Raw genomic sequence first — 14,169 nt, forward strand, 5'->3', positions numbered from 1 at the left:
GATGTCGCTCGATCGCCGCATGATCCTGGCTGGCGGCGCGGCCGCGATGATGGGTGCAGGTCAGGCATCCGCCCAGGCGACCGCTGTCGAGCCGAGCGACGCAGAACGCGCGGCGATGAATGGCGTCGCCGAGGCAGCGATGCGCCAGTTCGCCATCCCCGGCCTGTCGATCGCAATCGCCGCCGGCGGCAAGCAGGTCTTCGCGCAGGGCTATGGCGATGCCGACAGAGAGGCCGGCGAGAAGGTGACGCCTGACAGCCTGTTCCGCATTGCCAGCGTCTCGAAGCCGATCACCGCGGTGGCGATCTTCACCCTGATCGAGCGCGGCAAGCTCAGCCTGACCGAGCGGGTCTTCGGGCGCGGCGCGGTGCTCGACGTCGTCTACGGCGACAGCTACCCGCGCCACGTCAACCAGATCACGGTCGAGCATCTGCTGACCCACACCTCCGGCGGCTGGCCCAACGACATCACCGACCCGATGTTCAGCCAGAAGGGCAAGGACCACAGGCAGCTGATCGCCTGGGTCCTTGCCAACCAGCCGCCGAAGCTGCCGCCGGGCAATTCCTACGCCTACTCGAATTTCGGCTACTGCGTGCTTGGCCGCATCGTCGAGAAGACCTCGGGTGAGAGCTACCAGGGCTTCGTGCGCAACCATGTGCTGAAGCGCTGCGGCATCAGCGGCATGCGCATCGCCGGCAACACGAAGGCCGATCGCGCACCCAACGAGGTCGCGTATCACGACGATCGCGACAGGCCCTACGAGATCGACGTTGCCCGCATGGACTCACACGGCGGCTGGATCGCAACGGCGAGCGACCTGGTGCGTTTCCTCACGCATGTCGACGGCTTTCCCACCGTGCCCGATATCCTGCGGCCCGCCACGATACGTCTGATGACCAGCACATCGTCCGTTCGCGCCGACTACGCGATGGGCTGGAGGGTCAACCGCAACAACAACTGGTGGCACACCGGCAGCCTCGCGGGCACCACGACGCTGATGGTACGCACCGCGCGCGGCCTGTGCTGGGCGGCGTTGACCAATGGCCGCAGCCGCGGCGCCGGCGACTACACCGAGGCGATCGATCGCATGATGTGGGACATCGTGCGCAAGGTCCCGGCGTGGAAGGCATAGGCATGCGCCGTGCCGCTAAGGTGATCCCGCGGGGCGCCTGGCCGCAGACCGAGCGCACCGATTGCGTCACGCTGATCTACGACGACCGCTATCGCCGGCGCCTGCGATTGCTGGGCGACGGCGGCACAGATTTCCTGCTCGACCTGCCGGAGCCGATGGTGCTGCGCGACGGCGACGGCCTGGCGCTCGACGACGGAGGCTTTGTGATGGTCAAGGCCGCCGACGAAGCCCTGATCGAGGTCCGGGCGAAGGATCCGGCGTTGTTCGTGCGCCTGGCCTGGCACCTGGGCAACCGCCACCTGCCGGCGCAGATCGAGGCCGACCGCATCCTGATCCGCGACGACCACGTGATTGTCGACATGCTCAAGGGACTGGGGGCCGAAGTGCGCGCGGTATCAGCGCCGTTCAATCCCGAAGGCGGCGCCTACGGCCAGCACAATCACGACCACCGCCACCCGCACGCCCACGGCGCGGGCGGACGCCACGGCCATGACTGAAGGCGCCGCGCTCTATCGCCTGCTGTCCTGGCTGTCGCCGGCTTATCCGATCGGCGCGTTCAGCTACAGCCATGGGCTGGAGTACGCAATCGAGGAGGGACTCGTGCGTGACCGCGAGTCGCTGCGCGACTGGATCGCCGGCGTCCTCGCGAACGGCGCGGGTCGCGTCGACGGCGCGCTGTTCGCGGCGGCGTGGCGCGCGGCGAGCGTCGGTGACGAGCCGGAGCTGGACTCGGTGGCCGAGCTGGCGGCGGCGTGGCGTGGGACATCGGAGATGGCGCTGGAGTCGCGTCAGCAGGGCGCATCCTTCGCCACCATCACGAGGATGGCCTGGCCGGATGCGCGGCTGGACGCGTTGCTGGCACGCCAGGGCGGCGAGATCGCGCTGCCGGTCGCCGTCGCGGTCGCCGCGGCGTGGCATGGCATCGCGCTTTCGGCGGCGTTGACCGGGTACCTGCATGCCTTTGCCGCCAACCTCGTCTCGGCGGCGGTGCGGGCTATTCCGCTGGGCCAGACCGACGGGCAATGCGCGTTGGCGGGTCTGGAGGCTGACGTTGCCGCAGCCTGTGCGCGCGCCATCGCCCAGCATCCGCTTGACGAGGTGGGCGGTGCGGCGCCTCTTGTCGACTGGTGCTCGATGCGCCATGAGACGCAGTACACGAGGTTGTTCAGGTCATGATCGGCAACGGACCCTTGCGCGTGGGCATCGGCGGCCCGGTGGGGTCGGGCAAGACGGCGCTGGTCGAGCGCCTGTGCAAGCGCATGCGCTCCGCCTACGATATCGCCGTGGTGACCAACGACATCTACACCAAGGAAGACGCGCAATTCCTGACCCGCGCCGGCGCGCTGCCGGCGGAGCGCATCGTCGGCGTCGAGACCGGCGGCTGCCCGCACACGGCGATCCGCGAGGATGCCTCGATCAACCTCGCCGCGGTCGCCGACATGGTCCGGCTGTTCCCGCGCATGGAGGTGATGTTCGTCGAGTCAGGCGGCGACAATCTCGCGGCGACCTTCTCGCCCGAGCTCGCCGACCTGACGATCTACGTCATCGACGTCTCGGCCGGCGACAAGATTCCGCGCAAGGGCGGGCCGGGCATCACGCGTTCCGACCTGCTGGTGATCAACAAGATCGACCTCGCGCCGCTGGTCGGTGCCAGCCTTGAGGTGATGGACCGCGACGCGCGCAAGATGCGCGGCGCGCGGCCCTTCGTGTTCTCGAATCTCAAGGAAGATCGCGGCGTCGCCGAGATCGCCGATTTCATCGTGCGCCAGGGTGGATTGCCCGTCCGACCCATGGGCACCTCTCAAGCAGCCTGAAGGATCCGACATGCGCTTCATCGCCCTCGCCGCCGCCTTGCTCGCCGTGACGGCATCCGCTGCCCACGCCCATACCGGCCATCCGCTGGACAGCGCCGGAGCGGGCGTGCTGCATCCGCTGACCGGTCTCGACCACCTGCTGGCGATGCTGGGCGTCGGAATCTGGGCCGCGCATATCGGCGCGACGGGTGAGCGCCGCGCCACGTGGCTGGTGCCTGCGCCCTTCGTCGTCGTCATGGTGCTGGGCGCGATCGTCGGGATGTCCGGTGCCAGCCTGCCGCTGGCCGAAGCCGGCATCATCGGCTCGGTGGTACTGCTCGGCCTGCTGATCGCCGCGACGCCGAGGATGCCGCTATGGGCGCCGATGGCCGTCATTGCCCTGTTCGCCTTCTGCCATGGCTTCGCGCATGGGGCGGAGATGCCGGCCTCGTCGTCAGCGCTCACATATGGCGCGGGCTTCGTCGCCGCGACAATCGGCCTGCACCTGGCAGGCATTGGTATCGGCCGGCTGGCGCGCCGCCTGTCGGGGGCGCTGGGCATGCGCGTGGTGGGCGGCGCGATGGCGCTGGCCGGGGTCGCGCTAGCCGCGACCTGAATCTTCGGCCGGCTGGAGACTGCGAATCATCCGCACGCGCTGGTGTACGCGGATCAGCCAGCCGATGCCCAGGCCGAGGGTGAAGCCCGAGAAGGCGAACGAGGCGGCGACCCACAGCGGATCGGCGCGCAGGCCGGGGACCAGGGCGTTCAGCACGCCCTGGGCGTATTGAACGGCAAAGATCGACAGGCCCAGCCCCAGCGAGAACCACGAGCCGGCGACACGGATCTCGCCGTCGGCCGGGCTCATGGACCGGCGGCTGGCACGGCCGACGCCCACGGCGCCGCCGACTGCGGCGACGAACGCCCAGGCGGCGATGGCGGGCAGGGGTGGGCCGTAGCGGATCAGGCCGAGCAGCGACAGAAAGAGCGAGACCAGCGGCAGGGCCGACATGCCGACCGGCGAGAGCCGGCGCGGACGCAGGTCGCGCAGGCCCAGCGTCGTCACGACGATGAGGATCAGCCAGACCCACCAGGGTGTATTCACGAGAATGCCGACAATGTAGCTCATGGGCGTCAACATGGCCGGCGGCAGCAACGGGCGCGACGACGGCTGCGCCGGTGATCTGGCTTTTTCGCCAGCGGACGGGAACAATCGTTTCGCGATGCGTCAACCGCACTATGTCCGCAGCCAGCGTGAAGACCTGCCGTGGATGCTGGGTATCAGCCTGGTGCTCGCCGTGATCGGCCCGTTCGGCACATTTGAGTCCATGTCGTTCGCACAGCGCCTGCCGTACTTCCTGGTTACGGGCGTCAGCATGTGGCTGCTGGTCGTCGGGCGGATCCGGCTGCTGCTGAGCCTGGAGGCGTTCGACCGCTGGCACACGGTGGCGCGCATGGCGCTGGCCGGCGCGCTGGCGGCAGTGCCGGGGGCGCTGATCGTCTATGCGCTTGAGGCCGCCCTGCGTGCGACACCGCCGCTGCGCGCCCTGCTCTGGCTGATCCCGAACCATGCGGTGCTGACGGTCTCGATCTCGGTCGTGATGGGACTGTTCATCCATCAGCGACTGCATCAGCAGGCTGACGTCGAACGCGCGAAGGTCGCCGGTCTGACGATTCCTGCGTCAGCGCCAGCGGTCGAGCTGCCGCCTGCCCATTTCTTCCGTCGCATCCCGCTGGTGCTGGGCCGCGATCTGCTGGCGCTGGAGATGGAGGACCACTAGCTGCGCATCCACACCGCCATCGGCAGCGACCTGATCCTGCTGCGCCTGCGCGACGCCGTCGCCGAGCTGCAGGTGCATCGCTCCTGGTGGGTGGCGCATGGCGCCGTGCAGGCGGCGAATCGCGATGGCCAGAAGCTCACCCTGATCCTGCGCAACGGACTGGAAGTGCCTGTCAGCAAGAGCCGGCGGGAGGTGGTCGGGGCTGCAGGCTGGCATTCCTAGGGGTAGAAATGGACTGGAGCGGGCCATGCGTCATGATGCGAGGACGTCACCCACTGTGGGGCCACGTTGCCGCGTCGACCATTGCAAACCATAGAAACCACAGCGAAACCGCTGGCCGCCGCCGCACGGCGACGGCGCCCATCGTTCATCGGGGTGTCACGCATCGGCGCCATGGCATGTCGGCGTTTGCCCAAGCCGGGCCGACGCGCTACCACGGGATCAATCTATGGAGGGTGCGATGACGGATCGCCATGGGGTCAACTGGACGAGACGCACGATTCTGGCCGCCGCCGCGGCGATGGCCTTGGCCGCGCCGGCGCAGGCGCAGGCGCAGCTTGAGGACAGGCTGGTGATTATCACGTCCTTTCCCAAGGACGTCACCGAGCCTTTCGCCAAGGCCTTCATGGCCGCCAATCCGGGGGTCAAGGTCGAGATCCTCAACCGCAACACGACGGCGGGCGTCGCCTATGTGCGTGAGACGCGGTCGAACCCGCCCGACGTCTTCTGGGCCTCGGCGCCGGATGCCTTCGAGGTGCTGAAGAAGGGCAAGCTGCTCGACGCCTACAAGCCGGCGGCGCCGGGCATCGCCGAGAAGGTCGGCACCTTCCCCATCAACGACCCCGAGGGCTTCTTCTTCGGCTTCGCCGCCTCGGGCTACGGCATCATGTACAACACGCGCTACGTGAAGGCGAACGAGCTGCCGCTGCCCAAGGAATGGGCCGACCTCAAGAAGCCGGTCTATTTCGGCCATGTCGGCATTTCCGCACCGTCGCGCTCGGGCACGACGCATCTCACCGTCGAGAACATCCTGCAGGCGCAGGGCTGGGAGACGGGCTGGGCGACGCTGCTGGAGATCGGCGGGAACCTGGTACAGGTTTCCGACCGCAGCTTCGGCGTGCCCGATGCGGTGAACTCCGGCCAGTACGGCCTGGGCATCGTCATCGACTTCTTCGGGCTCTCGGCCAAGGCCAGCGGCTTCCCGGTCGAGTTCGTCTATCCCGGCGAGACCGCGATCGTGCCGGCCAATGTCGGCATCATCGCCGGCGCCAAGAATCCCAAGGCCGCGCGCGCCTGGGTCGAGTTCCTGCTGTCCGACGCCGGGCAGAAGATCCTGCTCGAGCCGAAGATCAGCCGCCTGCCGGTGAAACCCGCGCTCTACGCCAGCGCGCCGGCCGGCTATCCGAACCCGTTCAAGGACGCCTCGCTGGGCTCGAAGGTCAGCTTCGACTCGCTGCTCTCGGAGGGCCGCTACGAGCTGGTGAACTCGCTCTACGACCGTCTGATCACCTTCCGGCTGAAGGAGCTGAACGCGGCGTGGAAGGCGATCCACACCGCCGAGGCGGCGCTGGCGAAGAAGGCCAATGCCGAGGGCTCGAAGCTGGTGACGGAGGCGCGCAAGCTGGCCTCGGCCGTGCCGATCAACGAGGCCGACGCAAACAACAAGGACATCGCCGGCGCCTTCCAGCGGGTGTCGAAGGACAAGAAGCCCGGCCAGCGCCAGGCCGAGTTCGAGGAGAAGTGGGACGCCCACGCCAAGACGAGCTATGCCGAGGCCAAGGCGCTCGCCGACAAGGCTGCGGCGCTCGCCAAGTAGGATCGCAGCATGGCAGCAGCACCGCCTTCCCCCGCTGACGGGGGAAGGTGCCCGAAGGGTGGATGGGGGTGGCCGTATGGCGGTCAGATGCGGCCGTTGAAGCTGTCGCACGAACTACCCCCATCCGGCGGGGAAGGTAGAGAACACCCCTCATGGTAGCGATCGGGGCGTCGCTGCCGGCACGTCGGGTGGGGTTGCTGAGACGCTGGAGCGTGTCGCCGGCGCAGCTTGCGTTGGCGGCATTGATCGCGGCGTTCCTCGTCGCATTCCTGATCGTGCCGGTATCGCGCGTCATGGTGGCGGCGTTCGAGGGGCCGACGGGCTTCACACTGGCGCATTTCGGCGACTTCTTCCGTACCAGCCTGTTCCTCGAATCGTTCCTCAACTCGCTCTATGTCGCGGTCGGCGCGGTGGTCCTGGCCTCGCTGCTGTCGGTGCCGTGCGCGTACTTCCTGGCGCGCTTCGACTTCCGCGGCGCCGGGCTGATCCAGGCGCTGGGCGTGGTGCCGCTGGTCATGCCGCCTTTCGTCGGCGCCGTGGCGATGCAGCTCATCTTCGGCCGCAACGGCACGGTGAACCTGCTGCTCAACGACTGGTTCGGCTTGCGCATCCCGTTCATGGAGGGGCTGAACGGGGTGATCTTCGTCGAGGCGCTGCACTACTTCCCATTCATCCTGCTGAACCTCTCGGCCTCGCTCGCCAACATCGATTCCTCGATGGAGGAATCGGCGCAGAACCTCGGCGCGCGCGGCTGGACCCTGTTCCGCCGCATCGTCTTTCCACTCGCCATGCCGGGCTATGTCGCCGGCGCGGCGCTGGTGTTCGTCAAGGTGTTCGACGATCTGGGCACACCGTTGCTGCTCAGCCAGACCAACCTGCTGGCGCCGCAGGCCTATCTGCGCATCACCTCGGTCGGGCTCAACGATCCGATGGGCTACGTGATATCGGCCATCCTCGTCGCGTTCTCGCTCATCGCGATGGCGGCGTCGGGGCTGGTGACCCGCGGGCGCGATTACGCCACGCAGCAGCGCGGCGGCGGCGGGCTGGCGCGGCGGCCACTCGCCGGCTGGCGCAAGACGGCGGCGTGGAGCTTCATCCTCCTGGTGGTCGTGCTGTCGCTGTCGCCGCATATCGGCATCCTGCTGCTGTCCTTCGCCACGGTGTGGTCGTTCAGCCCGCTGCCCGACGCCTTCACGATCAAGCACTACGTCACCGTGTTCGCCGACTCCGCGCACATGATGAGCAACACCCTGCTCTACTGCGGCCTGGCGGCCGGCATCGATGTCGTGCTCGGCGTCTCGATAGCCTATCTCGTGGCGCGCACGAAGCTGCCGGGGCGCCGGCTGCTCGACATGGTGGTCATGTCCTCGCTCGCGGTGCCCGGCCTGGTGATCGGCATCGGCTATCTGCGCACCTACTACGGCGTCGAGCTGCCGGGCGGCGTGCCGCTGGCGACATTCTGGGGAATGCTGGTGATCGGCTACGCGATCCGCCGCCTGCCGTATGCGCTGCGCGCCTGCGATGCGGCGCTGAAGCAGGTGCACGAATCGCTCGAGGAAGCGGCCGAGAATCTCGGCGCCGGCAAGCTCACCGCATTGCGGCGCATCGTCGTGCCGCTGATCACCGGCGGCGTGCTGGCGGGCTTCGTCACCAGCTTTGCGACGGCGGCTGTCGAGCTCAGCGAGACGCTGCTGCTGGTGACGCGCGACGTCGACGCGCCGATTTCCTACGGCATCTATGTCTACATGCAGTCGGCGGCGGGCCGCGGGCCGGGTGCGGCGCTGGGCGTGATCGCCGTGGTCGTGGTCGCGCTGGGCGCCTGGGCCTCGCACCGCATGGCCGAGCGCGAGCGCAGCAGGCGCGGTCGGGGAGGCGCCACATGAGCGGCACGTCAGGCGTCAGCGTCGAACACGTGACGTTCGGCTACGGCGGCACGCCGGTGCTCGACGACGTCTCGCTGGAGATCGAAGCCGGCGAGTTCTTCGCTTTCCTCGGTCCCTCGGGCTCCGGAAAGACGACCCTGCTGCGCCTGGTCGCCGGCTTCGGCACGCCGGGCGCGGGACGCATCCGCGTCGGCGCACGCGACATCACCGACCTGCCGCCGTGGTCGCGCAACGTCGGCATGGTGTTCCAGAACTACGCGCTGTGGCCGCACATGACGGTGGCCGAGAACGTCGCCTTCGGCCTGGAGATGCGCAAGGTCGGCCGCGCCGAGCGGGACAAACGCGTTGCCGAGGCGCTGGCGATGGTAGGGCTCGACAGGCTCGCCGCGCGCCGCCCGGCCCAGCTCTCGGGCGGCCAGCAGCAGCGCGTGGCGCTTGCGCGCACGCTGGTGATCCAGCCTGAGGTGCTGCTGCTCGACGAGCCGCTGAGCAATCTCGACGCCAAGCTGCGCGTGGAGATGCGCGCCGAGCTGGTGTCGTTGCAGCGCAAGACCGGGCTCACAACGATCTACGTCACGCACGACCAGGAGGAGGCGAACGCCACCGCCCATCGCATGGCGGTTCTCGATGGCGGCCGCATCCAGCAGATTGGCGCCCCGCTGGAGCTCTACGACCGGCCGGCCAACCGCTTCGTCGCCGGCTTCCTCGGCGCCGCCAACCTGCTGGAGGGCGAGGTCGCGGGCTCTAGCTTCCGCCATGCCAGCGGCCTGGTTTTCGATCTGGCCGATCGACTGCCGCAGGCGCGGCCGGTCCTGATGGTGCGGCCGCAGAACCTGACGCTCGCCGCCGCCCCCTCCGGAACCGGCGTCGTACGCCATCGCGAGCACCTGGGCGCCGTGCTGCGCTACGATGTCGAGGCCGCCGGCACACGGCTGGTGGCGGAGTGCCCTTATCGTGCCGGCGAGCCGGTCTTCGCCGAGGGCGATCGTGTCGCACTCGGCGTGCGGCCGGGGGGTGGCGTGCTGCTGCCGCCCTGATTCACAATATCCGCTATGCCCCGCCCGCAATCCCGCCCGAATCGTCGGCCAAACACGTGCCATCTCCGCGCGGCAGCCGGTTCCGGCCGCCCTGACCACCGATGACCGACGCCGATTTTCCTTCCGCGCTGCGTGCCGGGCACCGGCTGAACGAGTACCGGATCGACCGTGTGCTCGGGCAGGGCGGATTCGGCATCACCTATCTCGCCACCGATACCGTCCTGCACCGGGTGGTGGCGCTGAAGGAGTACCTGCCGAGCGAGTTCGCGGTGCGCACCCAGGGCGCCACCGTCTCGCCGCGCTCGCGCGGCCAGGCGGAATCCTATCGCTGGGGCCTGGACCGCTTTCTCGACGAGGCGCGCACCCTGGCGCGCTTCCGTCACCGCAGCATCGTGCCCGTGCTGCGATTCTTCGAGGCCAACGGCACCGGCTACATGGTGATGGAGCACGAGGCTGGGCGGCCCTTCGCCGAGCTGATCGCCGGCCCAGGACGACTGGAACCGGCGCGGGTGGTGACGGTGCTGTCCGGCCTGCTCGATGGGCTGGAGCTGGTACATGCCGCGGGCTTCCTGCATCGCGACATCAAGCCGGCCAACATCATCGTGCGCACCGATGGCTCGCCGGTGCTGATCGACTTCGGCGCCGCGCGCCAGGCCCTGCGCAGCAGCGATCGCACGCTGACCAGCATCGTCACGCCGCGCTACGCGCCGATCGAGCAATACGCCAGCGATGGCAAGCAGGGCCCCGCCACCGACATCTATGCATTGGCGGCGGTGATGCATCACGCGATTTCAGGTGCCGCGCCGCCTGAGGCGACGGCGCGCGTGCGCGACGATCCCTACAAGCCGCTGGTGCCCGATGGCCGCTACTCCCGGCGCTTCATCGCCGCGATCAACGCCGCGCTTTCGGTGTTTGCCGACAGCCGCCCGCGCACGATCCAGGCCTGGCGCGAGCTGCTGGAGCTCGAGGATGCGGTGCGCGTATCTGCGGTCGTGGCCGACGCCAGCGATCCGGAAGCGGCCCCCACGCGCGTGCTGGAGGAGTCGTCGCGTCGCGTCCCGGTTCGCCTGGCGGCGGTGCAGGCGGACGATCGGATCCGCCCGCCTGAGCCGGCGGTCACGCGTAGGCAGATTTTCTCGTGGCGTGGCCTGACGGGTGCGCTGGGCCTGATCGCGGCCGTTGTCGTCAGTGGCGTGTACGTCTGGCCGGCGCTGCGCGACGAGGGTCCGACGCAGGTCGCCACCGCGCCGCCGCCGACGACGGCCCCGATGCCGCCTCCACCGCCAGCGGCGGTGCCGCAGCCCGTGACGCCCCCGAAGGTCGAGCCAAAGTCCGCGCCGGCGCCTGCCGCGCGCGATTCGATCGACAAGGTTCTGCCGCCGGTCACGCAGGCGCCTGCCGGGCCCGCGCCGGTCGCACCCAGGGGCGTGACCCGCCAGAGCACGATTGATCTCTCCAGCGCCACGGCGACGCGGGCGAACGCCGCGGCGGAGCGCGCGGCGTTGGCTGGCCAGCGCGCGCGCGAGCGCGCGGGCGAGGCACGCATCCGCGCCGCCGAAGCGGCCAAGGCCGATCTGCCGGGCGCCGAGCGCGTCGAATTCCCCGATCGCTCGAAGTATGCCGGCACTGTCCGCGACGGTCGCCGCGAAGGGCTGGGCGTGGTCGTGCTGGCGGACGGCGAACGCCAGGCCGGCGAGTGGAAGGCCGATCGCCTCGACGGGCTGGCGACGGTGCGTTCAACCGACGGACGTGGCTACGAGGGCGAATGGTCGGCCGGCGCGCCGTCGGGCTTCGGGGTGTTCATCCTCAAGCCGGGAGAACGGCACGCCGGCGATGTTTCCGGCGGCAAGCCCGAGGGCTTCGGCGTGCGCAGCTATGAGCGCGGCGGCGTGCCGGTGACGCAATCCGGCGAATGGCGCGACGGCGCGCTGGTCGGCGTCGGCGTGGAGACTCTCGGTTCGGGCGAGCGCTACGAGGGCGAGTTCGCCGCCGGCCGGCGCCAGGGCATGGGCCTGCTGAGCCTGCCCGACGGCACGCGCTTTCATGGCCGGTTTGTCGGGGGTGAGCGCGACGGCTACGGTGTCGAGGTCGCGCCCAACGGTACCGTGACCGCGGGCCTGTGGCGCAAGGGCGTGCTGGAGCGAAAGGAAGACTGATCCGCCGATAGACGGAAACGGCGGACAGGCGTGCAAAGCGTATGGCGGAACTGATCGGTGCAATCCTGGCAATCGCCGCGGCGCTGGCGCTGGCGAGCCTGCTGCTGCCGGTCGCCGAGCGTTTCCGCGTGCCCCATACCGTCCTCCTGGCGGTCCTGGGCATCGCGCTGGGGATACTGGTGGATCGCTACGGGGGCCAGGCGCGCGCCTACGGCATTGTCGGCGAACTGGTCAACGGGCTGAGCAGCGTCACGGGCAGGGCCGAAGCGTTCCTCTACATCTTCCTGCCGCCGCTGCTGTTCACCGCCGGCCTGACCATCGATGTGCGCCGCCTGATCGACGATATCTGGGCGGTGATGCTGCTGGCGATCGTCGCGGTGTTCCTGTGCATCGTCGCCGTCGGCGGCCTGCTGCACCTCGCTACCGGGCTCGACATATTCCTGTGCCTGCTTCTGGGAGCGGTGGTTTCGACCACCGACCCGGCCGCGGTGATCGGCGTGCTGCGCGATGTCGGCGCACCGAGGCGGCTGTCGATCCTCGCCGAGGGCGAATCACTGTTCAACGACGCCGCTGCGATCACGGTCTTCGGCGTCCTGATCGCCATCCTGATCAATCGAGCGCTGCCCGACGCGTCCACGCCCGGCCTGGGCTTTCTGCGCGAGTTTCTGGGCGGCATCGCGCTGGGCTACGCGCTGGCGCGGTTGGCGATCCTGCTGCTGCTGCGGCTTGGGCATTCCAGCCTCGGCGTGACCTCGATCACCGTCGGCCTGGCCTACCTCGCCTATGTTCTGGGCGACCGGTACATCCACGTTTCCGGCGTCATCGCCGTGGTGGCGGCGGCATTGACCATGGCGGCACTGGGCCCGACGCGCCTGCAGCCGCGCACCTGGGAGTCGCTGCGCGAGACCTGGCACCAGCTCGAGTTCTGGGCCAACTCGCTGATCTTCCTGCTCGCCGCCACCGTGGCGGCGCAGGTACTCGACGATCTGCAGTGGCGCCATGTGCTGGCAGTGGCCGTGGTCTATGTCGCGGCCTTCGCCTCGCGCGCCTTCACGCTGTTCGGCCTGCTGCCGATGCTGGAGGCCACGGGGCGTTCGCAGCCTGTCAACAAGGGCTATCGCACCATCCTGTTCTGGGGCGGCTTGCGCGGCGCGGTGACGCTGGCGCTGGCGCTGGTGGCCTATGGCAACGGTCGGCTGCCGGCGGAGGTGCGCGAGTTCGTCGCCACTGTCGCCACCCTATTCGTGCTGCTGACGCTGTTCGTCAACGCACCGAGCCTGCGGCCGATGATGCGCTACTTCCGGCTCAACGAGCTGGACGAGACCGACAAGGCGCTGCGCGATCGCGTCCTCAAGGTCTCGCGCGAGAAGGTTGGCCGCGAGGTCGACGAGATCGCCGAGGCCTATGGCGCCGCGCCGCAGGCAGCGGCCGAACCGCAGGCCGAGACACCCTCCGCCACCTACGGGCCATGGTTGCCGGCCGACGTACGCGAGGCCTATGGGCTGCGCGTGCTGTGCGCGCGCGAACGCGAGCATTACCTGGCGCATTTCGAGCACCGCACGATCTCGCGCACCATCGCCACGCAGCTGATCACCAGCGTCGATCGACTGATCGACCGGGTGCGCACCGATGGCGTCCCGGGCTACGATCTCGCCCTGCAGCAGATCAACGCCGTCGGCTGGCGCTTCCGCGTGGCGCTGTCGATATACCAGCGCATCGGCTGGGAACGGCCCTTCGCCGAGCAGCTCGCTGATCGCTTCGAGACGCTGATGGCGACACGCGTCGTGCTTGGCGAGATGTGCGAGGATGATCGCGGCGATTTTGCCGCCCTGCTGGGCGAGGATGTCGCCTCGACCCTGATCGCCCGCGCCGAGCGGCGGGTCGAGGCGGTCGACCGCGCCTTGCGCGCCTTGTCGCTGCAGTACGGCGGCTATGCCGAGGTAGTGCGCGCCCAGCATATCGAACGCATCGCCATTCGCCTGGAAGGCCTGGAGTACGAACGGCACTGGGCGAACATGACCATCGGCCGCGAGGTCTACGACGATCTGCAGCGTGAGCTTGAGGAGCGCCGCACCAGCGCCATGCGCCGTGCGCCGCTGCGGATCAGCCGGGAGCTGGCGCAGATGATCTCGCGCGTGCCGATCTTCGCGCGGCTCAACGACGCCGCGGTACGAGAGGTCGGCAGCCGGCTGCGTCCGCGCGTCGCCCTGCCGGGCGAGAAAGTGGTCGAGAAGGGCCAGCAGGGCGATGCCATGTATTTCATCACCGCTGGCCATGCGGTCGTGAAGCTGGCGGTCGGCGACGTGGTGCTGCGCGACGGCGACTTCTTCGGCGAGATGGCCCTGCTGCAGAATCAGCCGCGCAACGCCGATGTCGTCGCCGATGGTTCGTGCCATTTGATGGAACTGTCGGCCACTGATTTTCGCCGCCTGCTCGATGCCAATCCCGATATCCGAAGCGAGATCGAAGGTGTCGCCGAGCGGCGGCGCAGCTCGAACGCGGCGCGTTCGTGACCAGACCAAGGCGTTGATTCTTTTGACAAATGAGACCTGGATAAACCTGTCGCCCCAGATT

The 14,169-nt window shown here is 68.9% G+C and carries 13 protein-coding genes; 12 read left to right on the forward strand and 1 reads right to left on the reverse strand.

Annotated features, from left to right (window positions below):
* The first annotated feature begins 1 nt into the window (after position 1).
* From KF889_02090 to KF889_02110, 5 genes are read left to right on the forward strand one after another with little or no spacing between them, the layout of a single operon-like run.
* A complete protein-coding gene (locus tag KF889_02090) occupies positions 2–1,132 on the forward strand; it encodes a beta-lactamase family protein (GenBank protein MBX3498207.1) in 1,131 nt (376 codons plus the stop codon).
* A gap of 2 nt (positions 1,133–1,134) precedes the next feature.
* Complete coding sequence (gene ureE / locus KF889_02095; protein MBX3498208.1) at positions 1,135–1,629, forward strand: urease accessory protein UreE; 495 nt, start codon at positions 1,135–1,137, stop codon at positions 1,627–1,629.
* Positions 1,622–2,308: an urease accessory protein UreF gene (locus KF889_02100; GenBank protein MBX3498209.1), complete on the forward strand. Its 687-nt coding sequence runs from the start codon at positions 1,622–1,624 to the stop codon at positions 2,306–2,308. Before ureE ends, KF889_02100 begins: the two co-directional genes overlap by 8 nt.
* A complete protein-coding gene (gene ureG / locus KF889_02105; GenBank protein ID MBX3498210.1) occupies positions 2,305–2,946 on the forward strand; it encodes an urease accessory protein UreG in 642 nt (213 codons plus the stop codon). The genes KF889_02100 and ureG overlap by 4 nt, the downstream gene beginning before the upstream one ends.
* Before the next feature lie 10 nt (positions 2,947–2,956).
* Entirely contained in the window at positions 2,957–3,541 is a 585-nt protein-coding gene (locus tag KF889_02110; protein MBX3498211.1) for a HupE/UreJ family protein, read from the forward strand.
* On the opposite strand, the gene KF889_02115 is transcribed toward KF889_02110, so the two are convergent.
* Complete coding sequence (locus KF889_02115; GenBank protein ID MBX3498212.1) at positions 3,527–4,051, reverse strand: hypothetical protein; 525 nt, start codon at positions 4,049–4,051, stop codon at positions 3,527–3,529. The two genes, KF889_02110 and KF889_02115, sit on opposite strands and share 15 nt — an antisense overlap.
* Here KF889_02115 and KF889_02120 point away from each other — a divergent pair.
* The 7 genes from KF889_02120 (at position 4,050) to KF889_02150 (ending at position 14,108) form a co-directional block, all read left to right on the forward strand.
* Positions 4,050–4,703, forward strand: a complete 654-nt coding sequence (locus KF889_02120; protein MBX3498213.1) for a hypothetical protein — start codon at positions 4,050–4,052, stop codon at positions 4,701–4,703. The two genes, KF889_02115 and KF889_02120, sit on opposite strands and share 2 nt — an antisense overlap.
* Entirely contained in the window at positions 4,704–4,925 is a 222-nt protein-coding gene (locus tag KF889_02125) for a LytTR family transcriptional regulator DNA-binding domain-containing protein (GenBank protein MBX3498214.1), read from the forward strand. It abuts the gene before it with no gap.
* Between the two features lie 238 nt (positions 4,926–5,163).
* Complete coding sequence (locus KF889_02130; GenBank protein MBX3498215.1) at positions 5,164–6,519, forward strand: extracellular solute-binding protein; 1,356 nt, start codon at positions 5,164–5,166, stop codon at positions 6,517–6,519.
* 152 nt (positions 6,520–6,671) lie between these two features.
* Complete coding sequence (locus tag KF889_02135) at positions 6,672–8,402, forward strand: iron ABC transporter permease (GenBank protein ID MBX3498216.1); 1,731 nt, start codon at positions 6,672–6,674, stop codon at positions 8,400–8,402.
* Positions 8,399–9,439, forward strand: coding sequence for an ABC transporter ATP-binding protein (locus tag KF889_02140; protein ID MBX3498217.1), 1,041 nt, complete (start codon positions 8,399–8,401; stop codon positions 9,437–9,439). The genes KF889_02135 and KF889_02140 overlap by 4 nt, the downstream gene beginning before the upstream one ends.
* Positions 9,440–9,540: 101 nt before the next feature.
* Complete coding sequence (locus KF889_02145; protein ID MBX3498218.1) at positions 9,541–11,595, forward strand: protein kinase; 2,055 nt, start codon at positions 9,541–9,543, stop codon at positions 11,593–11,595.
* A gap of 41 nt (positions 11,596–11,636) precedes the next feature.
* Entirely contained in the window at positions 11,637–14,108 is a 2,472-nt protein-coding gene (locus KF889_02150) for a cation:proton antiporter (GenBank protein ID MBX3498219.1), read from the forward strand.
* The last annotated feature ends 61 nt before the right edge of the window (positions 14,109–14,169 follow it).

It is taken from the genome of Alphaproteobacteria bacterium (assembly GCA_019635875.1).
Classification (GTDB): domain Bacteria; phylum Pseudomonadota; class Alphaproteobacteria; order Reyranellales; family Reyranellaceae; genus JAFAZJ01.

Excerpts from the sequence above, each read along its gene's own strand:
- ureE (MBX3498208.1), top strand. The coding sequence starts at position 1,135 with ATGCGCCGTGCCGCTAAGGTGATCCCGCGGGGCGCCTGGCCGCAGACC.
- KF889_02120 (MBX3498213.1), top strand. The coding sequence starts at position 4,050 with ATGGGCGTCAACATGGCCGGCGGCAGCAACGGGCGCGACGACGGCTGC.
- KF889_02150 (MBX3498219.1), top strand. The coding sequence starts at position 11,637 with ATGGCGGAACTGATCGGTGCAATCCTGGCAATCGCCGCGGCGCTGGCG.
- KF889_02115 (MBX3498212.1), bottom strand. The coding sequence starts at position 4,051 with ATGAGCTACATTGTCGGCATTCTCGTGAATACACCCTGGTGGGTCTGG.
- ureG (MBX3498210.1), top strand. The coding sequence starts at position 2,305 with ATGATCGGCAACGGACCCTTGCGCGTGGGCATCGGCGGCCCGGTGGGG.
- KF889_02145 (MBX3498218.1), top strand. The coding sequence starts at position 9,541 with ATGACCGACGCCGATTTTCCTTCCGCGCTGCGTGCCGGGCACCGGCTG.
- KF889_02140 (MBX3498217.1), top strand. The coding sequence starts at position 8,399 with ATGAGCGGCACGTCAGGCGTCAGCGTCGAACACGTGACGTTCGGCTAC.
- KF889_02100 (MBX3498209.1), top strand. The coding sequence starts at position 1,622 with ATGACTGAAGGCGCCGCGCTCTATCGCCTGCTGTCCTGGCTGTCGCCG.
- KF889_02090 (MBX3498207.1), top strand. The coding sequence starts at position 2 with ATGTCGCTCGATCGCCGCATGATCCTGGCTGGCGGCGCGGCCGCGATG.
- KF889_02110 (MBX3498211.1), top strand. The coding sequence starts at position 2,957 with ATGCGCTTCATCGCCCTCGCCGCCGCCTTGCTCGCCGTGACGGCATCC.
- KF889_02135 (MBX3498216.1), top strand. The coding sequence starts at position 6,672 with ATGGTAGCGATCGGGGCGTCGCTGCCGGCACGTCGGGTGGGGTTGCTG.
- KF889_02130 (MBX3498215.1), top strand. The coding sequence starts at position 5,164 with ATGACGGATCGCCATGGGGTCAACTGGACGAGACGCACGATTCTGGCC.